The sequence below is a fragment of the Amycolatopsis pithecellobii genome (genome assembly GCF_009707865.1).
In the GTDB taxonomy this organism is placed as follows: Bacteria; Actinomycetota; Actinomycetes; order Mycobacteriales; family Pseudonocardiaceae; genus Amycolatopsis_E; species Amycolatopsis_E pithecellobii.
The window spans coordinates 44,548-70,883 of record NZ_WMBA01000010.1 but is presented as its reverse complement, the minus strand read 5'-3'; the positions used below and the strand labels follow the sequence as shown (position 1 = coordinate 70,883).

Below are 26,336 nucleotides of genomic sequence, written 5' to 3'. Positions count from 1 at the left end.
GGTGACCTTACGACTCGCTGGAACGGGCCCAGATGTTCAGACCCGAATCGGTGGCGTACTTGTCGATCTCGGTGAGCTCGTCACCGGTCAGCTCGGGCCCCCGCAGGGCGGCGATATTCTGCTCCAGTTGCCGCACCGAGGACGCGCCGATGAGCGCCGAGGTGACGCGCGGGTCGCGCAACAGCCACGTCAGCGCGAGCTGGGCGAGTGACTGGCCGCGCCGCTGCGCGATGTCGTTGAGCGCGCGAAGCTTGTCCACATTGCGCTCAACCGCCTCCGGGGCGAGCGATTTCCCTTGTGTGGCACGGGAACCCTGGGGGATACCGGAGAGGTACTTGTCGGTGAGCAGACCTTGTGCGAGCGGGGCGAATCCGATGCACCCCGCGCCCTCCTCGGCGAGCACGTCGAGCAAACCGTCCTCCTCGATCCACCGGTTCAGCATCGAGTAGGAGGGCTGGTGGATCAGCAGCGGCACGCCCTGTTGCCGCAGCAGCGCGGCGGCCTCGCGTGTGCGGTGCGCGTTGTACGAGGAGATCCCGACGTACTGCGCTTTTCCTTGCTGCACGGCGGAAACGAGCGCACCCATGGTTTCTTCGAGCGGCGTGTCGGGGTCGAACCGGTGTGCGTAGAAGATGTCGACGTAATCCAGGTCCATCCGCTGGAGCGACTGGTCGAGGCTCGCGAGCAGGTACTTGCGCGAACCCCCGTCGCCATAAGGGCCGGGCCACATGTCGTAACCCGCCTTGGTGGAAATGATCAGCTCATCCCGGTACGGGCGGAAATCCTGCGCGAGCAGCTTGCCGAAATTGGCTTCCGCTGAGCCGTAGGGCGGCCCGTAGTTGTTGGCGAGGTCGAAATGTGTGACCCCGAGGTCGAAGGCGCGGCGAAGGATCGCACGCTGCGTCTCGAGTGGCCGGTCGTCACCGAAGTTGTGCCACAGGCCCAGGGAAATCGCCGGCAGCTTGAGGCCGCTGCGACCGGTGCGCCGGTAGGCCATCTCATCGTAGCGGCCGGCACTCGCAAGATAGGACGTCACGGTTTGCAGGGTAGTACCGTGCCGCCCGTTAACCAGGCGGTCATCCGCTGGACGAGTACGGGTGGAAGCGTGCGGGGTATGTGCATCGATTGCGGGGTAGGCGTGTCCCGTCGTGGATTTCTGGCCGCTGCCGGGGCTGGTGCGGGGCTGGCACTCACGCCGGTGGCGTTCGCCGGAGCGGCCGAAGGTCAGGTCCAGACCAAGGTGCTCGCCGGTCACTTCGACCAGGGCGTGCCGGATTTCGTGTACCTGCCGGTGCAGGTGCCGCCGGGAGTCAGCCAGATTTCGGTGGTCTACAGCTACGACAAGCCGCCGGTGCCCGCCGGAACGCCCGCGAATTCTTGTGACATCGGGATTTTCGATGCGCGCGGCACTCGGCTCGGCGGCGAAGGTTTCCGCGGCTGGTCCGGCGGTTTCCGGGACCGGTTCTCGATCAGCCGCACCGAGGCGACGCCCGGGTACCTACCGGGCGAGGTGATGCCCGGCACCTGGAACATCGTGCTCGGGCCGTACCAGGTCGCGCCGCAGGGGATGGACTACCGCGTCGAGGTGACGCTGACCTACGGCCCGGCTGGCGAGCCGTTCAAGCCGGATTACCCGCCGGCGAAGGCCCGCGGGCGTGCGCGCGCGTGGTACCGCGGAGACTGCCACCTGCACACCGTGTACTCCGACGGCAGGCGGCTGCCGGCCGAGGTCGCGGCGGGTGCGCGGGAGGCGAAGCTCGACTTCATCACCTCGACCGACCACAACACCTCGTCGTCGCACGGGGTGTGGGGCGAGTTCGCCGGCCCGGATCTGCTGATCATGCTGGGCGAGGAGATCACCACCCGCAACGGGCACTGGCTCGGCCTCGGTCTGAACCCGGGGCAGTTCGTCGACTGGCGTTACCGCTCGACGGACAATGTGATCGACGACTACACCCGGGCGATCCGCCGGGTGGGCGGGTTGTGCGTCGCCGCGCATCCGTACTGTCCGTGGATCGCGTGCAACTTCAAGTTCGGCTACGACGAGTTCGATGTGGTCGAGGTGTGGAACGGCCCGTGGTCGTGGGACGACGACGCGACAGTGTCCACATGGGACAACAAACTGGTGGAAGCCGTGCGTGGCAAGGAACGTTGGTTGCCCGCGATGGGCAACAGCGATGCGCACAACCCGGGTAACGTGATCGGGTTGCCGCAGAACGTCGTGCTCGCCGACGAGCTCAGCCGGGACGCGATCCTGGCGGGGATCAAAGCGGGCCGGAACTGGATCGCCGAGTCGGCCGGCGTCGAGCTGACCTTCGCGGCCACCGGTCCGCGCGGCCGGCTCGCGGGCATCGGCGACCGGCTGAATGTCGCGGACGGGGACAAGATCGCGGTGCGGCTGGATGTCAAAGGTGTGCCGAACGGGACCGTCCGGTTCATCACCGACGAGGGCCAGATCCTGCAGACGAGCCTGCCCGCGAGCGGCACCGGCAGCGCGACGTGGCTGACCACACCCGCGGTGTCGAAGTACATCCGCGCCGAGGTGCGGCACCCACTGGCGGACGGTACAGCCGGCGCCCCCGCGCTCTCGCCGGCGCTGAACTTCGGCCCCATGGCAGCGATGACGAACCCGATCTTCCTAGGCCGCTGACCGCGCTTTCGGTGGTTGTTTTGCCCGGTGTGGCGTGGGGCCCGTGCCTCCCGGCTGCGGCGACATGGTCTTCCGCGCGGGAGGTGGCCAGGGGACGCGCCCCATGGCACCCACGTCCGGGCAGATGTTCCGCCCAGCTTGGGGGTTCCCCCTTGGGTGGCGCACCTGGCCTACACGGTCGGCATCACCCTTTCAATGTGGCGCGGACGGCGTCGATGGTGTCGGCTTCACCGGGGTCCTTGTCCGGGCGGTACCGGACCACACGGGCGAAGCGCAACGCCACGCCGCCGGGATAGCGGGAACTGACCTGTGCGCCGTCGAGTTCGATCTCGACCACCAGCTCCGGCCGCACGTACACCGTCCAGTTGTCACGCCGGGATTCGATCTCCTGGAAGGTTTTCGTCTGCCAGGCGAGCAGTTCGTCGGTGAGACCCTTGAACGTCTTGCCGACCATGATCGGTGGCCCGCCGTCGGGATCGCGTGCGCCGAGGTGCAGATTGGACAGATACCCGGTGCGCCGTCCGTGCCCCCATTCCGCGGCCAGTACCACGAGATCCAGTGTGTGCACCGGCTTGACCTTGAGCCACGCGCGCCCGCGCCGGCCCGCCGCATACACCGAGTCCAGCGATTTGACCATCACCCCCTCATGTCCCGCGGCCAGCGCCGAGTCGAGGATCGCCGACGGATCGGCCGGCTCCGTCTGGCCCGGGATCAGGTGCTCACCGGCCACCGAACGCAGCGCGGCGTTACGTTCGCGCAGCGGCGCGTCGAGCAGATCCATGCCGTCCAGGTGCAGGCAGTCGAAGAAATACGGCCGCAGCAACAACGCCCGCACCTGCTCGTCACGCGTGCTGCCGAACCGGCTCATCGTCTCCTGGAATGGGCGGGGCCGCCCGTCGTCGGTGAGCGCGAGTGTTTCGCCGTCCAGCACGACGGACTCGCATGGCAGCGCGCGCACCAGCTCAACCAGTTCGCCGACATTCCCGGTGATCTCACGCAACGTCCTGGTGTAGACCCGGACCTGGTCACCAACACGATGCACCTGGACGCGTGCACCGTCCATTTTGTACTCGACGATGGCCGCCGGAAGTTCCCGTATCGCCTCGTCGAGCGACTCGGCGGGGGAGGCGAGCATCGGTCGCAACGGCCTGCCCAGCCGCAACCTGAACGCACCCAGCGCCGCCTCACCGCCGGTGACCGCCGCCTGCGCCGTCACCGGAAGCTGCCCGGACAGCATGAACGCGCGTCGCACCGCTTCGCCGGGCACCTCGGCCGCGGCCGCGATCGCGTCGATCATCACCCCTTCCAGTGCGCCTTGCCGTAGCTCCCCGGTGAGCAAACGGAACAGGAAATACTGCTCGTCTTCTGTGGCGCGAGCGAATAACCCGTGCAGCGCCTCGGCGCGGCGTTTCGCCGATCCGCTGCCCGCTATGCCCGCGACCTCACCGAGCGCGGCGTCCACCTCCGCGACGGTGAGCGTGGGCCCGCGGGCGGCCGGTGCGCCGAGCTCGGCCAGCGTGCGCCAGCCCGTACCGATCCGCCCCTGGCTTGGCTGACCGGTGAGGAAGGCGACGACGGCCGGCAGCTCACCCTGCCCGGCGCGGTTGATCAGCCCGGCCAGCGTCGCGATCTTGGCCTTGCGCGAGCGCGTGGCGGCGAGCTCGGCGGAGGCGTTGACGACGTCGGCGAGGAACATGTCGCCATCATGCCCCGGGGGTACGACAATTTCGCGGGGACGAGAACGAGCGCCACCCCGGTGAGACAAATTCCCAGGCCCAGCAGCCCCAGCGCGGTGACTTGCTGACCGAACATGAGCCAGGCGAGCAGCATGGTGGTCGGCGGGGTGAGGTAGAGCAGGGTCGACACCGTGGTCAATGACGTCCGGCGCAGCAGCAGCCAGTAGCAGGTGTAGCCGCCGAAGGTCGGCAGCACCACGACCCAGGCGATGGCCCACCAGAACCTGCCGTTGTCCGGCGGGGTGAGCGTCCCGGTCGCCGCCGCCAGCGCGGTGAACACCACGGCACTCGTCGCGTACTGGATGACGAGCGCGTCGGTGACATCCGCCCGGGTCCGGCGGCCGAGCAGGCTCCCGGCGACGAGGGTGAGCATCCCGCCGAACGGGAGCAGGTACGCCCACCACGGTGTGCCGGGATGCCCGGCGAGATCACCGGAGACCACGACAGCGACACCCGCCAGACCGATGCCGAGGCCGATCCACTGCCGGACCGTGGCGCGGTCGATCACCGCGGAGACGATGGGCTGCAGGGCCGCGATGAGCGCCATCGTGCCGGCCGCGACGCCCAGCGCGGCGGCCTCATACACGCCGAACAGGTAGCAGCACTGGGACAGTAGGGCCACCACGACCTGGGACTTGAGCTGCGCCCGTTTCGGCCGCCGCCAGAGCAGCAGCAGCGCGGCCGCGAAGAGGAACCGCCAGGCCAGCACGGTGATGGCGCCCGCGGAGCCGGCGCCGAGCGTCGCACCGATGAACCCGGAGCTCCACAGCAGCACGAACCCGGCACCCAGCATCACCGTCCACATCGGACCTCCAGGTATACAGACCTGTTTACCTCGGCTAGCGTAGCTATACAGACCGGTATATTGTCAAGTCGTGAAGACGTTGACGCCGGCGGCGCAGCGGGTACTGGACGTTGCCGCGGAGTTGTTCTACGCCAAGGGAATCCACGCGGTCGGGGTGGACACGATCGCGGCCGCGGCCGGCGTGACGAAGAAGACCTTGTACGACCGGTTCGGGTCGAAGGACGAACTCGTCGGTCAGTACCTGGCGCAGCGGGACAAGCGGTGGCGTGCGCACGTGTACGAAGTGGTGGCGGGCAGCCCGCGGACCAATCCGGTGCGGAAACCGTTGCTGGTGTTCGATGCGCTGGAAGAGTGGCTGGCGCGCGAGAGTGAGCGTGGCTGCGGTTTCGTCAACGCCCACGCCGAGCTGCCCGACAAGGATCATCCGGGCCGTCGCGTAATCGAGGCGCAGAAGGCGTGGCAGCTGGCGTATTTCCGCGAACTGGTGGCCGGTCTGCGAAACCCGGCCCGGCTGGCGGAGTCGCTCTACATCCTGCTGGAGGGCGCGACGGTCGCGGAGTCACTGGGGGTGGTGCCCGGCGCGGTGGCGAACGCCAAACGCCTCGCGCGGCAGTTGCTGGAGGACGCGGCGTCAACCGCGCCCCGGCGCTAGCCGCTCGAGGCGAGCCTTTCGGCGGTGCGCAGTGCCTCCGTCAGCTCCTCGCGCGCCCGGAACACCCGCGACCGGATCGTGCCGACCGCGCAGTCGCAGACCTCGGCCGCTTCGGCGTAGGACAGCCCGGCCACCTGGGTCAGCACGAACGCGTCCCGGCGTTCGGCATCCAGCTCCAGGATCAACCGCCGCAGTGCCACCATGCGTCCAGGATCCGGGGTGTAGGCGCCATTCTGCTCGGCTGCCGCGATCCAGTCCTCGGTCTGGGCGGTGACCGGGCGGCGCCGCGTGGTGCGCAGGTGATCCGCGGCGACGCGCTTCCCGATCGCCAGCAACCACATCCGCGCCGGTGACCGGCCCTCGTACCCCTCCAGCGCGGCGAACGCGCGCAGGTACGTCTCCTGCGTCAAATCCTCGGCGACCCCGGGGTTCGAAAGGTAACTCAGCAACCTGTGCAGCTGCCGCTGAGTCGCCGCGACGAACCGTTCCGCGGCCGCTGTGTCACCCCGGGAGGCTGCGAAGGCGTCCCGGGTGATCTCGTCGTCGTCCACTGCGACGTCCTTCCTGGAGCCCGCCCCCACTGACGATAACGGGCCCTGCGCGAGGCCGGTTCACCGCCGCTGGGAACTATTCAACCGTGCCCGGCGACGTGTATTACATGGACTGCTCAACCGCGCGCGAGGCGATCTCGGCGATGCTGGACGGCGAGGACCCCGGGGTCTCGCCGGCCGAGCTCGACGCGCACGTCGCGGGCTGTGCGGACTGCACCGCGTGGCAGCACGAAGCCGCGACGGTGAACCGGTTGGTGCGGATGGAAAAGGCGACCGAGACGCCTGACTTCGCCGGGGACGCCGCGATCAGGTTCGCGCCGCCGAGCCGGCCCGGTCCGGTCGACTGGCCGCGCTGGGCGCTCGTCCTCACCGCGATCGCGCAGTTCTCGATCGTGGTTGCGGAACTGTTCCTGCCGCAGCCCATGCCCGGCGGTATGCAGATCGAACCGGGATCGCACGTCGAGCACGAGGCGGTCGCGTTCAACTTCGCGGTCGGCGTCGCACTGCTCTGGGTCGCCTCGCGGCCGCGCAACGCGCGCACTCAGTTGCCGGTGTTGCTCAGCTTCACGCTCGTGCTCGCCGTTCTGTCCACTGTGGACTTCATCGGCGGCGAGGTCGGCTGGTACCGGCTGGCCAGTCACGTGCCGTTGCTGCTCGGGGTGTTGTGCACCGCGCTCATCGGCGCCCGGGAGGGCCGGTGGCCGTGGCCGGGCGGACGGGCGGACGGGCAGCGCACGAGTACGAAAACCCAGACGCGGCTCGGCCAGCCCGGTCACGCGCCGACGTCCCGGCAGGAGCGCCGCCCACCGGCCGCGCACCGGGACGTCGCGTGACTTACCAATCCGACCGAAAGTAGGCGGATACGGTCCGCAGCCCATCTGCCTATAGACACCAGTTTCCGCCATGACTGCCGTCGGATTGGTAACGACCGGCTCAGTACTTGCCGCCGCGTGCCATCCGCAGCACGTCGAGTGCTTCGTCGAGCTGTGCCTCGGTGAGCTTGCCCTGCTCGATGTAGCCGCGCTCGATGACGACTTCGCGAATCGTCTTGAGTTCCTTGAGAGCCTGCTTCGCGACCGCCGCGGCTTCTTCGTAGCCGATGTACTTGTTCAGCGGCGTCACGATCGACGGCGAGCCCTCGGCGTAGGCCATCGTGCGATCGGTGTTGACGGTGATCCCCGCGAACACCTTGTCCGCCAGCAACCGCGAAACCGCGGCGAGCAGCCGCGCGGACTCCAGCACGTTGCGGGCGATCACCGGCAAGTTCACGTTGAGCTGGAAGTTGCCCTGCGAGCCGGCGAAAGCCACGGCCGCGTCGTTGCCGATCACCTGCGCAACCACCTGTAGCGTCGCCTCCGGGATGACCGGGTTCACCTTGCCGGGCATGATCGACGAGCCCGGCTGCAGATCGGGCAGGGCCAGCTCGGCGAGCCCGGTGCGCGGGCCGGAACCCAGCCACCGCAGGTCGTTGGCGATCTTGGACAGCGACACCGCGACGGTCCGCAGGTGCGCCGAGGTCTCCACGACACCGTCCTGGCTCGCCTGTGCCTCGAAGTGGTTGCGGGCCTCGGTCAGCGGCAGGCCGGTCACGCGGGCGAGTTCCCCGGCCACCGCGGCACCGAAACCGCCGGGTGCGTTCAGCCCGGAACCCACGGCGGTGCCGCCGATCGGGAGTTCGCCGAGCCGTGGCAGACCCGCCTGCAGGCGCTCGATGCCATACCGGATCTGCGCCGCCCAGGCACCGGCCTCCTGCCCGAGCGTGATCGGCACGGCGTCCATGAGGTGCGTGCGGCCGGATTTCACCACGTCCTGCCACTCGGCGGCGCGCCGCTCGATCGTGCCGGCGAGGTGATCGAGCGCGGGGATCACGTCGGTCAGCACCGCTTCGGTCGCGGCGACGTGGATCGTGGTGGGGAACGTGTCGTTCGACGACTGCGACGCGTTGACGTGGTCGTTCGGGTGCACTTCGGTGCCGAGCTTGCGGCTCGCCAACGTCGCGATGACCTCGTTGGCGTTCATATTGGACGAGGTGCCGGACCCGGTCTGGAACACGTCGATCGGGAAATGCTTGTCGTGCCGGCCTTCGGCGACCTCGTCGGCGGCCTCCGCGATCGCCTCGGCGAGCTCCGGCTTGAGCACCCCCAGCTGGGCGTTGACGCGGGCCGCGGCGGCTTTCAGCAGACCCAGCGCGCGGATCTGGGCGCGTTCGAGACCGCGGCCGGAGATCGGGAAGTTCTCGACGGCTCGCTGGGTCTGCGCCCGGTACAGCGCGTCGACGGGCACCTTGACCTCGCCCATCGTGTCGTGTTCGATCCGGTATTCCTGTTCAGCCATAACGCCAGTTTCGCGCAGCACGGTCGCGTTCGCCTCGTGTGCTTGGGCACGCGATGTGGCTACGATCCAGGTGCTGGAGATCACCGGCTGAAGGGCGGTACCCCCCGATGGATCTTTCCGTCGACCTGCTCATCGTCGGCGCCGGGCCGACTGGTCTGTTCGCTGCCTACTACGCCGGGTTCCGCGGGCTGTCGATGGCCGTCGTCGACTCGCTGCCCGAGGCCGGTGGCCAGGTCACCGCGATGTACCCGGAAAAGATGATCTACGACGTCGGCGGGTTCCCTGCGGTGCGCGGGCGCGATCTCATCAAAGGCCTGGTTGAGCAGGCGGCGCCGTGGGAGCCGCGATACCTGTTGGGGCGCAAGGCGGAAACCTTGCGTGACGGGTCGCAAGGGGTGGACGTGGTGCTCGACGGCGGTGACGTCGTGCACGCCGGCGCAGTGCTGATCACCGCGGGGATCGGCGAGTTCACCCCGCGGCCACTGCCGGCCGGGGACGGCTGGCTGGGGCGCGGGATGGTGCATTTCGTGCCGTCGCTGGACGCGCATGCCGGGCAGGACGTGGTGGTGGTCGGTGGCGGGGACTCCGCGTTCGACTGGGTGCTCGCCCTGCATCCGGTCGCGGCGAGCGTGACGCTGGTGCACCGGCGCGCGAAGTTCCGGGCCGCGGAGTCCATCGTGCGTGAGGCGCAGGGGCTCGGCGTCCCGATGATCACCGACGCCGAGGTCACCGAGCTGCGCGACGATTCTTCGGGCACGCTGTGCGAGGTTGTGGTGAGTCCGAAGGGCGCCGATCCGGTGGTGTTGCCCGCGCAGGCCGTGGTGGCGGCCCTGGGTTTCACCGCGGACCTCGGGCCCATCGAGAACTGGGGACTCGAGATCGATCACCGCGCGATTCACGTCGACTCGACGATGGCGACCGCGCGACCACGGGTTTTTGCCGCGGGTGATGTCGCCGCCTATCCCGGAAAGGTCAAGCTGATCGCGACCGGTTTCGGCGAGGCGGCCACGGCCGTCAACAACATCGCGGTCGCCCTCGATCCCGACGCGCACCTGTTTCCCGGGCACTCCAGCAACGTGGAATGACCGTCAGGGTGCGGGCGTGGGCGTTGGGCTCGGCTGTGTGGGAGTCGGCGTCGGGCTGGACGGCGGTGACACCAGCTTCGTGATCCAGGCCGCGTAAGCGACAGCCGAGGTGTAGATCGACGGCGCCGTCGCGCACGTCGACGACTCGGCACCGGGCCGGCTGGTCACGCCCAGCAGCGCCCAGTGCCCGTCCATCTGCGTGAGCTCGGGTCCGCCGGAATCGCCGAAGCAGGCACCGGATTTGGCGTCCGGACTGTCGGTGCACAGCTCGACGCCGGGGTTGATCGGCGCGGTGCACCGGGCCGGGTCCACCAGCTGCGAATCCAGCTGCTGCAACATCGTGGGCCCGCCGCCGCAGCCGGGTGTCGGGCACGTCTGGCCCCAGCCGAGCAGGCGCACCGTGCTGCCGACCGCGGTGGCCGTGCCGAGCCGGATCGGGGCGGCGGTGACCGGCGCGGACACGTGCACCAGCGCGATGTCCCCGCCCGCGCCGGCCGAGTTGTAGTCGGGGCTGACGACTACCTTGTCGGGCTTGGCGAGCTCGCCGCCCTGGGTGCGGTCGTTGCTGCCGACGTGGGCGGTGAACGACGACGGGTCCCGCCCCTGCACGCAATGCGCGGCCGTGACCAGCCACGACGCGTCGAGCAGCGAGCCCCCGCAGAAGAACTCGCCGTCCGTGGTCTGCAACGCGGCAGCGAACGAGTATTGCTGATCGGCCTCGGTGCCGCCCACGATCCTGGGTTCGGCGGCCGACCCCGGCTGGACCACGAACAACACCGCCAGCAGACAGCAGGCGGCGCCGGCGAGCACTGCCCTCACGGCAATGGCGGCATGGGATCTTCGTCGCCGGGTGCCCCGTCGAAGTCGATCGAGGAGTAGGCGCGCAACTTGGTCAGCCGGTGGTAGCCATCGATCATGCGGACGGTGCCCGACTTCGACCGCATGACGATCGACTGCGTCGTCACGCCACCGGCGCGGTAGAGCGTGCCGCGCAACAGGTCCCCGTCGGTGACGCCGGTGGCGCAGAAGAACACGTTGTCCCCGCGCACCAGGTCGTCGTTCGTCAGGATCCGGTCGAGATCGTGCCCGGCGGCGATGGCCTTCTCCCGCTCGGCGTCATCCTTGGGCCACAACCGGGCCTGCAGCTCACCGCCGAGACACTTCATGGCGCAGGCCGCGATGATGCCCTCGGGTGTGCCACCGATGCCCAGCAGCAGATCGACGCCGGTGGTGGGGCGGGCCGCCGCGATCGCCCCCGCCACGTCACCGTCGGAGATGAACCGGATCCGGGCGCCGGCTTCGCGAACCTCCTTCACGAGCTGTTCGTGGCGCGGGCGGTCGAGGATGCACACGGTGACGTCGGAAACGCTGCTGTGCTTGGCTTTCGCGACCCGGCGGATGTTCTCCGCGACCGGCGCGGCCAGGTCGACCACCCCGGCGGCTTCCGGGCCCACGGCGAGTTTTTCCATGTAGAACACCGCGGACGGGTCGAACATCGCGCCGCGCTCGGCGACGGCGAGCACGGCCAGCGCGTTCGGCATTCCCTTGGCCATCAACGTGGTGCCGTCGATCGGGTCCACCGCGACGTCGCAGTCGGGGCCGTTGCCGTTGCCGACCTCTTCGCCGTTGTACAGCATGGGCGCTTCGTCCTTCTCGCCCTCACCGATGACGACAACGCCGCGCATGGAGACGGTGGAGATGAGCTGGCGCATCGCGTCGACGGCGGCACCGTCGCCGGCGTTCTTGTCGCCCTTGCCGACCCAGCGGCCCGCCGCCATCGCCGCGGCTTCGGTGACGCGCACCAGCTCCATCGCCAGGTTGCGGTCCGGCGCTTCTTTTCTGCTCGCGGACGGGGTGTTCGACATGGGTTCCTCCCGGTTCGGTGCTGGGCGGAGGTCGATTCTCTCAGACCGCGCCCTCACCGGGGGGTATTCCCGGGCATGGGGAACCTCACTCAGCGTCCTCGGCTTCGTCCTCAACCGATTTCAGCGCTGTCTCGATGCGCTCGCGCGCACCTTCGAGATGACGCTCGCAGACCTTGGCGAGGTGCTCGCCTTTCTCCCACAGCGCGAGTGACTGCTCGAGCGACAAGCCTCCTGTCTCGAGCTCACGCACTACCTCGACGAGCTGGTCACGGGCCTGTTCATAGCCGAGCTCTGTGTTTTCCGCGGCCTCGCTCACTGGTGCAGACTAGCGCGCTCGCCAGCGCGTGGTCGTAGCCCATGAACGCGTGTGCGAACTCGCTGCCGTCGCCATCGGTGATGGCTTCCTCGATGCACCCCTGTGCCCGCGCGACGCGTTCGCGGTAGGTGGACCCCTGGCTGAACCACCACTTGGTGCCGACGTAGACGGAGGTTGCTTCGGACAGCCGGCGTAGCCGGGTTTCCAGGCCGCATCGGGTCGCTTCGGCGCCGGCCAGTAGCGAGGCCCAGCAGACATCGGCGGTCCGGTCGGCTTCGGTGGCGCGGTGCAGCACGGTGTGTGCTCCGGCGTGCACTGCCGCGTCGGTGGTGAGCGGCAGGAACGTGGGGCTGCGCACTTCCTACTCTCCAGGCTCGACGGTCCGGGCGACCGCGTGCACGGCGCCGTCGACGACGCGCACGCGCAGCGGAGTTCCGTCCGCCACTTCAGAGATGGATCGCAGTACCTGAAGGTTGCCTTGGTCGTCGGGATATTGCACGACGGTGTAGCCGCGCGCCATCGTCGCCGCGGGGCCGAGCGCGGTGAGCCGGGCCCGCGCGGACGCGACGGCGGCTTGCTCGTGGGACAGCGTGTTGAGCATCGCCCGGCGGCCGCGCTCGCGGTGCAGTTCGACGTCGTCCGCGCGGCGGTTGATCGGTCCGATCGGGTCGGCGAGTACGGGGCGGCTGCACAGCTGGTTCAGCAGGCGGGCCTGGGTGTCGACCCAGCCGTGCAGGGCGCGCCGGGCGCGGTCGCGTAGCTGGTGGACGCGGGCGGCTTCTTCCCGGACGTCGGGGACGATCCGTTTCCCGGCATCGGTCGGCGTCGAGCAACGGAGGTCGGCGACGTAGTCGAGCAGCGGGCTGTCGGGTTCGTGGCCGATCGCGCTGACGACGGGGGTACGCGCGGCCGAGACGGCCCGGCACAGGGCTTCGTCGGAGAAGGGCAGCAGGTCTTCGACGCTGCCGCCGCCGCGGGCGATGACGATGACGTCGATATTCGGGTCGGAGTCCAGAATGGACAGTGCCTTGCGGATCTGGGGGACGGCGGTGGGGCCCTGCACGGCGGTGTTGATGACCTGGATGGGCGCGGCCGGCCAGCGGTTGTGCGCGTTGACGAGCACGTCGTGCTCGGCGGCGGACGCCCGGCCGGTGATGAGGCCGATCCCCTTGGGAAGGAAGGGAAGTTTACGTTTGCGGGCGGGCGCGAACAGCCCTTCGGCGTCGAGAAGCCGGCGGAGGCGTTCGATGCGCGCGAGCAGTTCCCCGATCCCGACGGCGCGGATTTCGGCGGCGCGCAAGCTGATGGTGCCGCGCCCGAGGAAGAACGTCGGCTTGGCGAACACGACGACGCTTGCGCCATCCCGCAACGGTGGCTCGATGGCGCGCACGAGCCGCATCGGTGCGGTGACGGTCATGGACACGTCGGCGGACGGGTCGCGCAACGTGAGGAAGGCGGTCTGCGTGCCGGGGCGTGCGGAGATCTGGGTGACCTGGCCCTCGACCCACACCGCACCAAGCCGGTGAATCCAGTCGGCGATTTTCCGCGCCACAGTCCGGACCGGCCACGGGTTTTCAGCCGTGGTCTGGTCCCTGCCGGCAGCCGATTCTGTGCTCACGAGATGGGCCCCCTTGCCCTCACGGTCCGGTTGCCCGCCCCCGCAAACGGCCGGTCTGAGGTGGTCGTCGCAGTGGTATGGATTCCAGGCGCCCGGCGCCCACCGGTTGCCGCGGTCCGGCGGCTGACCGGTAGCCGACCTATGGGGGCACTGTTGTCAGCGGCGACGTTGTCGACGTGACAGTCGTCCGTTGGCCGGCGTCCGGCGGTGTGTTTTTCGGGCCGGTCTCCCGTGATGTGATCGTCCAGTGCCCGGTCTCCAGCGGTAGTCGCTTTGGCGGGGCGGCTTTCCGGTGACTCGGTGTGTTTGCCGGCGATGTGTCTCGGGCGTGGCCGGTGTGGGGGTTTCACCAGGCTGCGGTGCTGCCGGCGTGCCGGTCGGGTGGCAGTCATGTGACGGGTGCGGCGCGAGTTCTCAGCGCTCACTGGCCGCCGGCGCCGTTGTCGCCTTCGGACAGTCGCCTGATGTTGCTGATCCGCCGCGCGAGCATCCCGACGAAAGACGGCCGGTTCTCGTGCGTGCGCTCGTACGTGAGTAGCTCCTCGAGCTCATCGAGCGTGAAGCGCCGCAGCCGGGCGCGTAGCTGCGGCAGGCTGAGCTCGTCGTAGTTGGCCAGCCCAGCCAGACCTGCCGGTTCGATGCCGAGGCCTTCGGGTCCCGAGGCACCGAGACCGGCCACCTCGCCGGTTTCGGTTACGACGGGTTGGGTCCCGTTCACGCTGTCGAACTCACCCTCGGTGTGATCTTCGGCGAGCGCGCGTTCTTCCTGTTCCCACGGGTCGCGCGCACTGTCGGCGACTTCACGCGCGACAGGGGCCGGCTGGTGGCCGTTGTGCCCGGGTGAGGGCGGGAGGTCCTCGTCGAAAGTGGCCCAGCTGGGCGTTTCCTCGGTGGGCCGCAGCGCGGACAGTGCCCCGTCGCCTTTGATCGCCAGTTCGGTGACGTGTTGTTGCACGCGCATGGAGAACTGCAGCACGTGCGAGACGACGGTGACGGGCAGGCCCACCAGGTTTTTCGGGAGCTCGCGGGCACGCTCGGCGGCTGTCACAGCCAGGCCCGCGGCGACGCGGAGGGGGAGCGGGAGCGGCTTCATGCGTACAGCGTGCCGTACCGGTGCCGTCCTGCCCAACTGATCAAGCCGGATGGCGCGTCCGACGTGATGGTCCGCACAGGAGGCTTGGCCGTACCCTGGGGGTATGAGTGCAGCGAGCCCTGCCACCGAGCCCGCCAAACGACTATTGCTCGCCAAACCGCGCGGCTACTGCGCTGGGGTCGATCGCGCGGTGATCGCGGTCGAGAAGGCCCTGGAGTTGCATGGGCCGCCGGTCTACGTCCGCAAGGAGATCGTGCACAACCGGCATGTCGTGGAGACGCTGCGTGAACGCGGCGTGATCTTCGTCGACGAGACGTCCGAGGTGCCCGAAGGCGAGTTGGTGGTGTTCTCGGCGCACGGGGTTTCGCCTGCCGTGCATGCCGAAGCCGCGGAACGGAACCTGCGCACCATCGACGCCACCTGCCCGTTGGTGACCAAGGTGCACAAGGAAGTCAACCGCTTCGCCAAGGACGACTACGACATCCTGCTGATCGGGCACCACGGGCACGAAGAGGTCGAGGGCACTTCGGGCGAGGCGCCGGACCACGTGCAGCTCGTCGACACACCTGACGACGCCGCGAGTGTTCAGGTGCGTGACCCGTCGAAGGTCGTGTGGTTGTCGCAGACGACGCTGAGCGTGGACGAGACGATGGAGCGCGTCGACCAGCTGCGCGAACGTTTCCCCGGTCTGGCGGATCCGCCCAGCGACGATATTTGTTACGCCACGTCGAATCGTCAGATCGCGGTCAAGGCCATGGCCGCCGAGTGCGATCTGGTGCTGGTCGTGGGCTCGCGTAACTCGTCGAACTCGAAGCGGCTTGTCGAGGTCGCTTTGCAGGCGGGCGCGCGCGATGCACATCTGATCGACTTCGCCCGCGAGGTCGACGAATCCTGGCTCGACGGCGTCACCACGGTCGGCGTCACGAGCGGCGCCTCTGTGCCGGACGTGCTCGTCATGGACCTGCTCGCCTGGCTGGCCGAGCGCGGTTGGGGCCAGGTCGAGGAAGTCACTACCGCGAACGAAAAGATCGCGTTCGCCCTGCCGCGGGAACTGCGCCAAGCCACAAAGTAGCCAGGCTCGCCCCCGCGCACCGAGCAGTGCGCACGCGCGCCCAGGCCGGGCCTCACATGCAGTGCGCGGCTCCGGTGCGCAAATCGGTGCCTCGCCGGGCGTCCGGCAAGCTGTGTGCACCGTGTGGCTGTAGGGCTGCTGCTCCTACTGGCCACGCTGGAGGAACGCGGGGTTGTCCTTCCCGCCGCAAGCCCAGGGCGAGACACGTCGTACCTGGACAGCGTCAACCGCCAGTTCTGATGGTGTGGCGTCGGCCGCCAGTCCGCCCCTGACGCGGCGTCAGCGCAAGCCGTACCGCAGCGGCGCGGCGCGAGCCCGACCGCAGCGCAAGCCCCACCGCGGCGCGGCGCCGGCCGTCAGTCCTGCCGCAGCGCGGCGCAAGCTTTACCGCTGGGTGGCGCGGGGCAAGCCGTACTGAGGCGTGGCCTGGCGCTGGCCCTACGCCATCGCGCCGTCGGCCATCAGTCCTCGTCGTCCCACGGACGGCGAGTGCGCGGCGGCGGCCCAAGGCGTCGACCGGGAGCGCGGCGAGGCGGCTCGCCCGTGCCGCGCGGTTCGCCGCTGCCACGTGGATTCGACCGCCGTGGGCGTTCTCCGGGCGCGTCACGGTTCTCACCGCCGCGGCGCCGATCGTCGTCCGGCGCCGCGCCGCGTGGCTGGCGTCCACGCCGCGCCGCGCCCGGCGGTGGCGTGCGCCCACTACGCGCACCCGGCTCACCGTCACGACGATCACCGCGCGCCCCTGGCTCGCGGTCGCGGCGATCACCGCGCGGCTCACCCGAGCCACCACGTCCGGCCGGTTCGCCGCGCCGAGGCGAGTCTTGCACGCGTCGCCGAGGCGTCAGCGGCAACGACGGATGCTGCTCACCCTCGCCAGCCCGCGGCGACCCGCTCCTCTCGATGGGACGGCGCGCGCGAGTGGCGCTGCTCTCGCGCCCCGCACTCTCACGTGCCGGCCTGCTGGCTCGGCCAGACGCGCCGTCACGATTGCGTGAACCGGACGGTCGCTTGGCATCCCCGTCGTCCGCGGCGGCCTTTGCCGGCGCGTCCGGGTTGCGCTCGCGGTACAGCCGGGCGATGCCGATGGCCAACGTGCACACGGTGGCCACCGCCATGACCGGAAAACCGTTGATCAGCGGCGTGCCCACGGCGAGCGCCTTGGCGAGCGTGTCGCTGTTCGCCGGTACCCCGGAAATCAGCAGCACAACCAAAGGCACCGTGATCGCCAGCGCGAGGGGTGGTTGCACCATCGGTCCGAATAGGCTTCGCCTTTTCACCGCGCAGATGGCGCCCACCGCACCGATGAAGTAGCAGATCCGGAAGACCCAGCCGAGGCCGTTCTGCGACTGCATGTCGATGATCGCACCCACCAGCGAAAGGCCGAACGCCAGCAGCACGGCCCCCCACCAAGGCAGACCGCGTCTCGCGCCGACGATGGGAAGCTCGTCCCAGGGCACGGCTACCTCGTCGGCATCGGGTTCGCGCTGCCGATCGCGAATGGCGGTCACAGGGCAACACGGTAACCCGTACGAGACCCGAACCGCCCGCCGCTCCGGAGGGTTGACCCTTCGGCTAGCTCACAATGGACCATTCAGCCCACGCTGACCAGCGGATTTACAGGTACCAACCTTGTTGGCAATCTGCTTGTTACGCACTCGCAAGGTCATTGGTCTGGACCCGGCGCCTGCGCTCAGCTCGCGGCCAGTTCGTCCCCCTTTCGTATGGTCGGCATGGTGGTGGGGCTTCCGGACGCTTCGGTCAGTGGTGTGACCGAAGTCCGGAATCCCTCCAGCGCGTCCAACTCGCGCCGGCGGGCGGACAGGAAACGCTGTAGGTGCGTGCTGGACAGGTTGAGCGCCTCCACAGCGTTTCCCGCCGCCCGGTGTGCGGCGGTGGCTCCAGCCCGGATCCGTTCGATGTCCTCGACGACCGCCCGGTCGCTCGCCGCGAACAATGCCGCCGAAGCCACCACCGCAAAACCCGTCGGGCCACACATGAAGACCCGCCGGTCCAGCATCCACCGCAGCAGCTCGGGATCGGTGTCGAGTGCGGCGACGACCGCCGCGTCGGAGGGAACGAACATGACCGTGCCGTAGATACCGTCCGCCCAGCGCTGGTAACCCTTGCCCGCCAGTTCCGCGGCCCGCGAGCGCAGATTGCGGACGTGTACCCGGAGCGCGTCGAGCCGCTCGTCGGCATCGTCGGTATCGACCGCCTCGGCCCAGCACGCCATGCTCGCCTTGGCGTCCACCGGGATGGTGCGATCGCCACCGACCCGGAGCACCATGTCCGGTTTCGCCGCGCCGCCGCCCGCCAGGTCGGTCTGCAGGGTGAAGTGCAGCCCCTCCCGCAGACCCAGCGCCCGCGCGGTTTCCACCAGAACCTGTTCCCCCAGCTCGCCCCTGCCGCTGATCGAGGCGAACGCCACCTCGTACCGGCGCAGGGCCGCCTGCTGCTGATCCACCCGCGCGCGCTCGGCCTGGACCTGCCGTGCGGCGGCGTCGGCACGGCGCATGCTGTCCGTGTAGAGCCGCCAGAGCAGGACGATCGCCCCCAGTAGTGCCAAGGCGATGACGACGGCCGCCGTGCTGATCACGGTGGATGCCACGTTCGCCCTCCTTTCTCCGATCTCGGTCTTGCCCTCGCATCATGGCGGAGCCCACCGACAAAAACGGGAGCCGCCGAAAGTCGAACACACGTTCGGGTGAACCGCTGCGGCATGTCTCCGGGTTTTTGTCGGAGGTCGGCTCTAGCTTGGCCCACGTGAGATTCCTGCACACCTCTGACTGGCATGTCGGACGGACCTTCCACGGCGTGGATCTGATCGCCGAGCAGGCCGCCGTGCTCGGCCACCTCGCGGAGCTCGTCGCCGCCGAGGCGATCGATGTCGTGCTCGTCTCCGGGGACATCTATGACCGTGCGGTGCCCTCGGCGGAAGCCGTACAGGTCGCAAACCGCGCCATGGCAAGGATTCGAGCGGCGGGTGCGCAGCTCGTGCTCACTTCGGGCAACCACGATTCGGCGCCACGGCTCGGTGTGTTCAGTGAGTTCGCCGCCGCGGGCGGGCTGCACCTGCGCACCACAGTCGACCGGATCGATCACCCCGTGCTGCTCGACGACGAGCACGGGCCGGTCGCCATCTACGGCATCCCATACCTCGAGCCGGAGCCGGCCCGCCACGCGCTCGGAGTGCCGGATGCCAGGGGACACAACGGAGTTCTGACCGAGGCGATGCGCCGCGTCCGGGAGGATTTGGCCGCGCGCGAGCCTGGTATCCGCTCGGTCGTACTCGCGCACGCGTTCGTGACAGGCGGGCAGGGCACCGATTCCGAACGCACGATCGCGGTCGGCGGCGTTGAACAGGTGGGCAGTGATGTCTTCGACGGCGTCGACTACGTCGCGCTGGGCCATCTGCACGGAGCCCAGGCGCTCGCGGATCACCTACGGTATTCGGGAAGTCCGCTGGCCTACTCGTTTTCCGAGTCGCGACAACGGAAATCCGTATGGCTGGTGGACCTCGACGAGGGTGGTCTGGCCGAGGTTCGCCGGCATGAGCTGCCGGTGCCGCGCCGGCTGGCGAAACTTGTCGGACGCATCGACTGGTTGCTGAGCGCGGAAGAGCACGCTGACGTCGCCGACTGCTATCTTTCGGTGACACTCACTGATTCTGTGCGCCCGGATGACGCGATGCGCCGGCTGCGCGACCGGTTCCCCTATGCCGTGCATCTGGAATGGCAGCCGGAGAACGGAAGGACGGCGGCCACGCTGCGCTACGCGGAGGCAGTTCGTGGCCGGCCGGACACCGAGATCGTTCGCAGCTTTCTCGACGACTGTCGTGGCGCGCCGCCGAACGACCGTGAGGAGAAATTGTTGCGCCGGGCTTTGGAAACCGCGGGCAGGGGTGAGGAATGAGGCTCCATCGACTGGAAGTTGCCGCGTTCGGCCCGTACCGGAAACGCGAGATCGTCGACTTCGATGCGCTCGGCGCCGATGGTCTGTTCCTTTTGCATGGCGACACGGGTGCGGGTAAGACGACGCTCCTTGATGCCGTTGCGTTCGCCTTGTTCGGCCTCGTTCCCGGTGCTCGAGGTGAGGTCAGACGGCTGCGATGTGCCTTCGCCGAGCCGGACGAAGTGACCGAAGTCGTACTCGAACTGTCCGTGCAGGGACAACGGATGCGGCTCGTGCGCCGCCCCGAGTATCAACGGCCGAAACGTCGTGGCGACGGCACCACCAAGCAAAACGCGAAGGCGTCACTCACCTGGATCGGTGGTGTCCCGGAAGGGTATCCGGCCGAAGGGTTGATCCGGATCGATGAGGTCAGCCGGACGGTGGAAGGTCTGCTCGGGATGAGCGCACCGCAGTTCTTCCAGGTTGTTCTGTTGCCGCAAGGAGAGTTCGCCAGGTTTCTTCGTGCGGAGACGGATGAGCGGGAGAAGCTGCTGGAGAAGTTGTTCGGTACCAAGCGGTTCGCGGATGTCGAAGCGTGGTTCCGGGATCAACGTGCCGACAAGCGCCGCGGGTTGGACCAGCGTCGGCAGGAGGTGCGCGAGTGGGTAGCGCGGTTCGGTCAAGTCGCTGGAGAGGATGCGCCTGAACAGGACCTCGCCGGCTGGACGGCCGCAGTGCGCGAGAAGGCCGAGCAGGCTGTGGCGGAGGCAAAGTCGGACGAGGAGCGAGCACGGTCTGATTCGGATGGTGCCGAGAAGCTGCTTGCCGAGCGGCGGACGGCGGCGGAGAGGGTGCATCGTCTACGTTCGGCGCATCGTCGTCTGTCCCTTGTGGAGGATCAGCGGGACGAGCGGCGCGCGTGGGCAGCGGAGATCGCGGGAGCTCGGCGCGCCACAACCGTGCTGGGAGCGGTGACGCAAGCCGAGCGATGGGCCGTTCGATTCGAGGAAGCTGTTGCTACGGAACGGCTCCGCGTACGTGAACTGGTCGCCACAGGTCAGGCCGACGCCGACGCGGAAGTCGCCGAGCTTCGCCGTCACGCGGCGAAGTTGCGCGAAGAAGGTGGGGCGCTCGCCGGCCTGGTCGCCGAAGCCGAGCAGCAAACCCGTGACCGGAGGGAAATCGAGGCACTTGTCGATAAGGCCGAGGAGGCAAGGGCAGACGTCCTTGTATTGACGGAGAAGCTGGACGGAATTCCGCAGCGGCTGGAGGAGCTCCGCCGGGAACTGGACGCCGCCAATGCCGCGGCCGTGCAGCTCGATGCTGCGCGCGTGCGGCATGCGGAGTTGGAAGTCGCGGTCGACGACGCGGCCGGACTACCCGGTGCGATGCGGACGGTGGCCGAGACGCAGGAACGCGTCCGGATCGCGACGGACGAGCACCAGGACGCGCGGGAACATCGATTACGACTGCGTGAGCTGCGGCTCGAGGGGATGGCAGCCGAGCTCGCAGCAGGCCTCACCGACGGTCAAGCCTGCCCGGTGTGTGGTGCGGCCGAACATCCAGCGCCTGCCCGTCCCGCCGACGGGTCGGTGGACCGCGAGCAAGAGGCGGAGGCTGAGCGGGCTGAGCGGCGCGCCGAACATGCCCGCAGCACGGCCGAGGCGGCGAGGCACGCGGCCGAAACCACACTTGCGGCGTTGCGTGAGCGTTTGCGCGGCCGTACCGGCGAAGACCTTGACGAAGAGCTGCGACTGGCCCAGCGGCAACTGGAGGATCTCGAACGCCGCGCCAGACAACGAGCGAAGTTGTCGAGCGAAGCCCGCGCCGCCGAGGCGGAGGCCAAGTCGTTGACGGACAAGCTGCGCGCTGTCGAGCAAATCGCGACGGCGGCCGATGCGCGTCGGCGGACGCTGCTGGATCGGGTCGACGAACGGGCACGCCGGCTCGACGAAGCGCGCGGCGAATATCCGGACGTCGCCGCGCGCCGCGCACAACTGAGCCGAGTTGTGCGGGCGCTCGACGCGCTCGTCGAAGCAAGAACGGAGCGGGTGACCGCCCACCAACAACTCGCGCAGCGTCGCGAAGAACTCCAGGAAAGCTTGGCGAATGCGGAGTTCGGCACGGCCGACGAGGTGCGCGCGGCCGCTCGCCCTGACGAAACGGTGGCGCGGCTGGAAAAGCGGCTCTCGCAAGCCGCGGCCGAGGAGGCCGCCGCGCGGGCCGTACTGGCGGAACCCGAGCTAGCAGGCGTGTCGCCCGATGACGATGTCGACGTCGAGTCGGCGACGACGGCCGTGCGCGCCGCCCGCGAGGCTGCCGAGACCGCGGTTGCGCGGTTGCGTGCGGCTGACCAGCGTGCGACGGATTTGGAGACCCTGGCTGTCCAGCTGTCTGCGGCGATCGACGCGATCAGGCCACTGGAAGAAGAGTTCGCCGAACTCGACGCGCTGACCGACGTGATCAACGGACGGGGCCAGAACGCGCGCCGGATGTCCTTGCGGTCATACGTCCTGGCGGCCCGGTTGGAGGAGCTCGCGCTCGCGGCGACCACGCGATTGCAGGCGATGAGCCAGGGCCGGTATTCCTTCGTGCATTCGGACCGGGCGGGTGCACGCGGCACCAAGGGCGGTTTGGCATTGGACGTGCTGGACGACTACTCAGGCACCGTCCGGCCAGCGAAGACCTTGTCCGGCGGTGAGTCGTTTCTTGCTTCCCTTGCGCTGGCGCTGGGTTTGGCTGACGTGGTCGCCGCGGAGACGGGCGGCGCACTGTTGGACACCCTGTTCGTCGACGAGGGTTTCGGCACGCTGGACGCCGAAACCCTCGACGTCGTCATGGACATCCTCGACGGGCTCCGTGCCGGGGGACGAGTCGTCGGCCTCGTTTCCCATGTCGAGGAGTTGCGCCAGCGCATCCCCACCCGGTTGCGGGTTCGCAAGGCGCGCACCGGATCGACCCTGGAGGTGCAGATGTGAGCTGACCGTTTTGAAGTGGCGCGAGGGGTGATGGCTGACCCCGCTCGGTTCCGCGCTTCGAAACACCCCTAACTCAGATTCGGCGATTCGTGGTCGAGCAGCCACCGTTTGGTCTCGAGACCCCACCTGAACCCGCCAAGCGTGCCACCGATGCGCAGCACTCGGTGACAGGGCACGAAAAGTGCTGTCGCATTGCGAGCGCAGGCGGATGCGGCCGCCCGGATGGCCGTCGGCCTGCCCGCGAGCTCGGCGTATTCGGTGTAGGTCACGGGCTTGCCCGCGGGAACGGTCCGCAGCACGTCCCATGCATGCTGCAGGAACTCGCCCGAGCGCTGACGGACCGGGATGTCGTCGATGACGTCCAGCTCGCCTTGGTGGTATCGGCGGACTGCGGTGCTGACCGCGCCCAGGTCGCGTTTCTCGCGTAGCTCACCCGGAACGAGCGCGCGCGAGATCTGCGGCGTGAGTGTGTCCAGATCGGCGGTCCAGCCGGACGCCAGGACGGCGCCGTCCGACGCGACGACCGCGGTGAAGGGGCCGATGGGTGTGTCCATTGTGGACCAGTAGGCGATGCTCATGGTTCCTCTTTCGACTGGGCTGACGGTTCGGATGGGTTTCGGGTGGATTCAGGCGCTGCGCCACAGGTACATCCCGGCGTAGCTCCGCCAGGGGCGCCAGGCCTCGGAACGTTCGCTGAGGTCGGCGATGCCCAGGGCCGCCGCTCCTTTGCGGACCACCAGGTCGTCCGACAGGAGCAAGTCGGGGGCACCGAGGACGCGCATCAGCACGTAGTCGGCGGTCCACGGGCCGACGCCAGGCAGGGCGAGCAGTTCCGCGCGAAGCTCGTCGGCGTCACGGCCGATGTGCACCTCGACGGCGCTGGTCGCCATGGCCTCGGCGGCAATGCAGATCGCCTCGATCCGGCGTTTCGGGCCGCGCAGGACCTCGCGCCCCTGTTCAGCGACGGCCTGGGGCGTGGGAAAGAGCGTGCCCCACGGGAGTTGCTCGCCGAGCGCTGCCGCGAGCCGGCCGGCTGCCGTCTTCGCCGCGGCGACGGACACCTGCTGGCCGAGCATGGCTCGCAGCAGGAGCTCTGGGCCGTCCACGGCGCCGGGCACCCGGATACCCGGCGCCGCGGCAACCGCCGGTGCCAGGGCGGCGTCGGCGGCCAGCACGCGCTGGACGGCTTCGGGATCGGCGTCGAGGTCGAGGAGGCGCCGGGTACGCGCGACCGCGCTGCCCAGGTCACGCACGTCCGCGAGGTGCAGCTCGCAACGGATGTGCCCGTCTTGCGGGGTGAGCGCGATGCTTCCGGGGCCGTGGGGTAACCGCAGGGTGCGGCCGTAGCCGGCGCCATCGGCCCATTCGACGCCGGGTACTGCCCGGGCGGCGAGAAAACCGAATATTCCGTTGTGGTCGAACGGCTTGCGATACGGCAGGCGCAGGCTCAGCCTGGTGCCGGTCGTGTCCTTGGCGTGCCCGTCGTCCGGACGTCCTCGTGCCGCTGTCGCGGAAGCGCGCAGCTGCGAGGGCGTGCGTGCGAAGACCTCACGGATGGTGTCATTGAACTGGCGGACGCTCGCGAACCCGGCCGCGAACGCCACATCGGCGAGCGGAAGCTCGGACAACTCGATGAGCAGTCGCGCCGAGTGGGCGCGGTGGGCACGGGCCAATGCCAGCGGGCCCGCGCCCAGCTCCGCCGTGAGCACGCGGCCCAGCTGACGTTCCGAGTAGCCGAGGCGGTGTGCCAGGCCGGGCACGCCTTCGCGTTCGACCGCGCCGTCGGCGATGAGTCGCATGGCGCGGGCGACGAGGTCGGCGCGGAGGTTCCACTCCGGTGAGCCTGGCACCGCGTCCGGCAGGCAGCGCCGGCAAGCGCGGAAACCGCCCGCCTGGGCGGCGGCCGAGGTCGGGTAGAAGCGCACGTTGGCGGCTTTCGGGGTGACCGCCGGGCAGGACGGGCGACAGTAGATGCCGGTGGTCTTGACGGCCACGATGAACTGCCCGTCGAAACGGGCGTCGCGCGATGCGACGGCGCGGTAGCAGCGCTCGGCGTCTCGCCACAGTGCCTGCCCGGCGGGGGTGGCTACGGCTGTCATGACTTCGATACTGCCAGCAGGTCAGGCCCTTGACTGGCGGAAATCCGACACAGCGATGATCCGGCTTGCCCGCGCTGAGCTCCGCCGGTTGGCGATCCGGCTGCGGCCGGCAGCCGGGCGGTGGGCGCGGCGCAACTAGACTGTCCGTCCGTGAGCCTCACCCTCGGCATTGTCGGACTGCCCAACGTCGGCAAGTCCACCCTGTTCAACGCACTCACCCGCAACGACGTGCTCGCCGCGAACTATCCGTTCGCCACGATCGAGCCGAACGTCGGGGTGGTGCCGTTGCCTGACGGGCGGCTGGACAAGCTCGCCGAGCTGTTCCACTCCGAGCGAGTCGTGCCGGCAACCGTGTCCTTTGTGGACATCGCGGGGATCGTGAAGGGGGCGTCCGAAGGCGCCGGTCTCGGGAACAAGTTCCTGGCGAACATCCGTGAGGCGAATGCGGTCTGTCAGGTCATCCGCGTGTTCGACGACCCCGACGTGGTGCACGTCGACGGCCGGGTGGACCCGTCGGCCGATATCGAGACGATCAATACCGAACTCATCTTGGCCGATCTGCAGACCCTGGAGAAAGCCTTGCCGCGCCTGGAAAAAGAGGCGCGCACCAAGAAGGAGAACCGACCCGCGCTGGAGGCGGCGCAGCAGGCCAAGGAAATCCTCGACAGCGGTCGCACGTTGTTCTCGGCGCAGAAGGAAATCGACGGCAGTCACCTGCGTGAGCTGAGCCTCCTGACCACGAAACCGTTCCTTTACGTCTTCAACGCCGACGAAGGCGTACTCACCGACGATGCCAAGCGGGAGGAGCTCGCCAAACTCGTCGCGCCCGCGGACGCTGTGTTCCTCGATGCGAAGATCGAAGCCGAGTTGCTGGAGCTCGACGACGAGGAGTCGGTTCGCGAACTGCTCGAGTCCGTCGGCCAGCCCGAGCCCGGTCTCTACGCGCTCGCTCGCGCCGGGTTCCACACGCTCGGTCTGCAGACCTACCTCACCGCGGGCCCGAAGGAGGCTCGCGCGTGGACGATCCCGAGGGGCGCGACAGCGCCCCAGGCCGCCGGCGTCATCCACACCGACTTCGAGCGCGGGTTCATCAAAGCCGAGGTGGTCTCCTACGACGACCTGATGGAGGCCGGGTCGATGGCCGCGGCCCGCGCCGCCGGCAAGGTCCGGATGGAAGGCAAGGACTACGTCATGGCCGACGGCGACGTGGTGGAGTTCCGCTTCAACGTGTGACAGCGGCCGCTCGCCCTGACGAACGTGGCGGCCACACTGGGACATGACCAACCGGCCTCTTACGTCATCCGAGCGTGCGGCTCTGGACGTTCTGCTCGCCACGGACTTTCCTGGCGCAGCCGAACTCCGCGCCCAAGCCCCGACCGCTCAGGTAACCGGCCGCTGCGAATGTGGGGGTCCGACCATCGACCTCACTGTCGACCAGGCGACCCTCACGGCTGAGGTGACAAGCCGCGTGCCCGTCGAAGCTGACGTAATGGAGGGGCCCGGCGGTGGCGCCGGCTTCCCGACTCACCAGACCACCCCGTCGCATGATGCCAGTGGCTGGGCCGGAGGCCGCCCGGCCGCTGCGCCGGAC

At 69.0% G+C, this 26,336-nt stretch carries 24 protein-coding genes; 8 read left to right on the top strand and 16 right to left on the bottom strand.

Annotated features, from left to right (window positions below; translation table 11 throughout):
- Positions 1–7 precede the first annotated feature (7 nt).
- Entirely contained in the window at positions 8–1,036 is a 1,029-nt protein-coding gene (gene mgrA / locus GKO32_RS09520; protein WP_312867741.1) for an L-glyceraldehyde 3-phosphate reductase, read from the bottom strand.
- A 102-nt stretch (positions 1,037–1,138) separates the two neighbouring features.
- On the opposite strand from mgrA, the gene GKO32_RS09515 reads away from it, so the two are divergent.
- Positions 1,139–2,650, top strand: a complete 1,512-nt coding sequence (locus GKO32_RS09515; RefSeq protein WP_312867740.1) for a CehA/McbA family metallohydrolase — start codon at positions 1,139–1,141, stop codon at positions 2,648–2,650.
- 184 nt (positions 2,651–2,834) lie between these two features.
- Here GKO32_RS09515 and GKO32_RS09510 read toward each other — a convergent pair whose 3' ends face one another.
- Together GKO32_RS09510 and GKO32_RS09505 are read right to left on the bottom strand one after the other, a co-directional pair.
- On the bottom strand, positions 2,835–4,346 hold the full coding sequence (locus tag GKO32_RS09510) for an ATP-dependent DNA ligase (RefSeq protein WP_154756414.1): 1,512 nt from the start codon (positions 4,344–4,346) through the stop codon (positions 2,835–2,837).
- Entirely contained in the window at positions 4,259–5,191 is a 933-nt protein-coding gene (locus tag GKO32_RS09505; RefSeq protein WP_154756413.1) for a DMT family transporter, read from the bottom strand. The genes GKO32_RS09510 and GKO32_RS09505 overlap by 88 nt, the downstream gene beginning before the upstream one ends.
- Positions 5,192–5,261: 70 nt before the next feature.
- Between GKO32_RS09505 and GKO32_RS09500 the strand changes: the two genes are divergently transcribed.
- Entirely contained in the window at positions 5,262–5,843 is a 582-nt protein-coding gene (locus tag GKO32_RS09500) for a TetR/AcrR family transcriptional regulator (protein ID WP_312867739.1), read from the top strand.
- Here the strand turns inward: GKO32_RS09500 and GKO32_RS09495 are convergent.
- Positions 5,840–6,394 carry a sigma-70 family RNA polymerase sigma factor gene (locus GKO32_RS09495; protein WP_312867738.1) on the bottom strand — a complete coding sequence of 185 codons (555 nt, stop codon included), beginning with the start codon at positions 6,392–6,394 and terminating at the stop codon, positions 5,840–5,842. The two genes, GKO32_RS09500 and GKO32_RS09495, sit on opposite strands and share 4 nt — an antisense overlap.
- 86 nt (positions 6,395–6,480) lie before the next feature.
- On the opposite strand from GKO32_RS09495, the gene GKO32_RS09490 reads away from it, so the two are divergent.
- Positions 6,481–7,227, top strand: coding sequence for a zf-HC2 domain-containing protein (locus tag GKO32_RS09490; protein WP_312867737.1), 747 nt, complete (start codon positions 6,481–6,483; stop codon positions 7,225–7,227).
- A 100-nt stretch (positions 7,228–7,327) separates the two neighbouring features.
- Here GKO32_RS09490 and GKO32_RS09485 read toward each other — a convergent pair whose 3' ends face one another.
- Positions 7,328–8,728 (bottom strand): class II fumarate hydratase, encoded by a 1,401-nt coding sequence (locus GKO32_RS09485; RefSeq protein ID WP_154756412.1) that lies wholly within the window; start codon positions 8,726–8,728, stop codon positions 7,328–7,330.
- Between the two features lie 107 nt (positions 8,729–8,835).
- Between GKO32_RS09485 and GKO32_RS09480 the strand changes: the two genes are divergently transcribed.
- Positions 8,836–9,813 (top strand): NAD(P)/FAD-dependent oxidoreductase, encoded by a 978-nt coding sequence (locus GKO32_RS09480; protein ID WP_154756411.1) that lies wholly within the window; start codon positions 8,836–8,838, stop codon positions 9,811–9,813.
- Between the two features lie 3 nt (positions 9,814–9,816).
- Here GKO32_RS09480 and GKO32_RS09475 read toward each other — a convergent pair whose 3' ends face one another.
- The 6 genes from GKO32_RS09475 to GKO32_RS09450 form a co-directional block, all read right to left on the bottom strand.
- A complete protein-coding gene (locus GKO32_RS09475) occupies positions 9,817–10,623 on the bottom strand; it encodes a S1 family peptidase (protein ID WP_376765941.1) in 807 nt (268 codons plus the stop codon).
- A gap of 5 nt (positions 10,624–10,628) precedes the next feature.
- The gene (gene glpX / locus GKO32_RS09470) at positions 10,629–11,678 is read right to left on the bottom strand and encodes a class II fructose-bisphosphatase (RefSeq protein ID WP_154756410.1); all 1,050 of its coding nucleotides are present in this window, start codon (positions 11,676–11,678) and stop codon (positions 10,629–10,631) included.
- 85 nt (positions 11,679–11,763) lie between these two features.
- Positions 11,764–11,994 (bottom strand): exodeoxyribonuclease VII small subunit, encoded by a 231-nt coding sequence (locus GKO32_RS09465; RefSeq protein WP_312867735.1) that lies wholly within the window; start codon positions 11,992–11,994, stop codon positions 11,764–11,766.
- Positions 11,957–12,352, bottom strand: coding sequence for a hypothetical protein (locus tag GKO32_RS09460; RefSeq protein ID WP_312867734.1), 396 nt, complete (start codon positions 12,350–12,352; stop codon positions 11,957–11,959). The genes GKO32_RS09465 and GKO32_RS09460 overlap by 38 nt, the downstream gene beginning before the upstream one ends.
- A gap of 3 nt (positions 12,353–12,355) precedes the next feature.
- Positions 12,356–13,612 (bottom strand): exodeoxyribonuclease VII large subunit, encoded by a 1,257-nt coding sequence (gene xseA, locus GKO32_RS09455; protein ID WP_312867733.1) that lies wholly within the window; start codon positions 13,610–13,612, stop codon positions 12,356–12,358.
- 421 nt (positions 13,613–14,033) lie between these two features.
- On the bottom strand, positions 14,034–14,705 hold the full coding sequence (locus tag GKO32_RS09450; RefSeq protein ID WP_154756409.1) for a lipid droplet-associated protein: 672 nt from the start codon (positions 14,703–14,705) through the stop codon (positions 14,034–14,036).
- Positions 14,706–14,808: 103 nt separating this feature from the next.
- Here GKO32_RS09450 and GKO32_RS09445 point away from each other — a divergent pair, with 103 nt between their 5' ends.
- Entirely contained in the window at positions 14,809–15,777 is a 969-nt protein-coding gene (locus GKO32_RS09445; RefSeq protein ID WP_154756408.1) for a 4-hydroxy-3-methylbut-2-enyl diphosphate reductase, read from the top strand.
- 461 nt (positions 15,778–16,238) lie between these two features.
- Here the strand turns inward: GKO32_RS09445 and GKO32_RS09440 are convergent, their stop codons facing one another.
- Positions 16,239–17,285, bottom strand: a complete 1,047-nt coding sequence (locus tag GKO32_RS09440; protein WP_312867732.1) for a DUF6542 domain-containing protein — start codon at positions 17,283–17,285, stop codon at positions 16,239–16,241.
- Positions 17,286–17,467: 182 nt separating this feature from the next.
- On the bottom strand, positions 17,468–18,385 hold the full coding sequence (gene rmuC / locus GKO32_RS09435) for a DNA recombination protein RmuC (RefSeq protein ID WP_312867731.1): 918 nt from the start codon (positions 18,383–18,385) through the stop codon (positions 17,468–17,470).
- A gap of 155 nt (positions 18,386–18,540) precedes the next feature.
- Here rmuC and GKO32_RS09430 point away from each other — a divergent pair, with 155 nt between their 5' ends.
- Together GKO32_RS09430 and GKO32_RS09425 are read left to right on the top strand one after the other, a co-directional pair.
- The gene (locus GKO32_RS09430; protein ID WP_312867730.1) at positions 18,541–19,689 is read left to right on the top strand and encodes an exonuclease SbcCD subunit D; all 1,149 of its coding nucleotides are present in this window, start codon (positions 18,541–18,543) and stop codon (positions 19,687–19,689) included.
- Entirely contained in the window at positions 19,686–22,646 is a 2,961-nt protein-coding gene (locus GKO32_RS09425) for an AAA family ATPase (protein WP_154756406.1), read from the top strand. The genes GKO32_RS09430 and GKO32_RS09425 overlap by 4 nt, the downstream gene beginning before the upstream one ends.
- 68 nt (positions 22,647–22,714) lie before the next feature.
- Here the strand turns inward: GKO32_RS09425 and GKO32_RS09420 are convergent, their stop codons facing one another.
- Together GKO32_RS09420 and GKO32_RS09415 are read right to left on the bottom strand one after the other, a co-directional pair.
- Entirely contained in the window at positions 22,715–23,224 is a 510-nt protein-coding gene (locus tag GKO32_RS09420; protein ID WP_154756405.1) for a methylated-DNA--[protein]-cysteine S-methyltransferase, read from the bottom strand.
- Positions 23,225–23,272: 48 nt separating this feature from the next.
- On the bottom strand, positions 23,273–24,745 hold the full coding sequence (locus GKO32_RS09415; protein WP_154756404.1) for a DNA-3-methyladenine glycosylase 2 family protein: 1,473 nt from the start codon (positions 24,743–24,745) through the stop codon (positions 23,273–23,275).
- 150 nt (positions 24,746–24,895) lie between these two features.
- Here GKO32_RS09415 and ychF point away from each other — a divergent pair, with 150 nt between their 5' ends.
- Positions 24,896–25,978, top strand: coding sequence for a redox-regulated ATPase YchF (gene ychF, locus GKO32_RS09410; RefSeq protein ID WP_312867729.1), 1,083 nt, complete (start codon positions 24,896–24,898; stop codon positions 25,976–25,978).
- A 64-nt stretch (positions 25,979–26,042) separates the two neighbouring features.
- Here the strand turns inward: ychF and GKO32_RS09405 are convergent, their stop codons facing one another.
- The gene (locus tag GKO32_RS09405; protein ID WP_154756403.1) at positions 26,043–26,273 is read right to left on the bottom strand and encodes a hypothetical protein; all 231 of its coding nucleotides are present in this window, start codon (positions 26,271–26,273) and stop codon (positions 26,043–26,045) included.
- Positions 26,274–26,336: the final 63 nt, after the last annotated feature.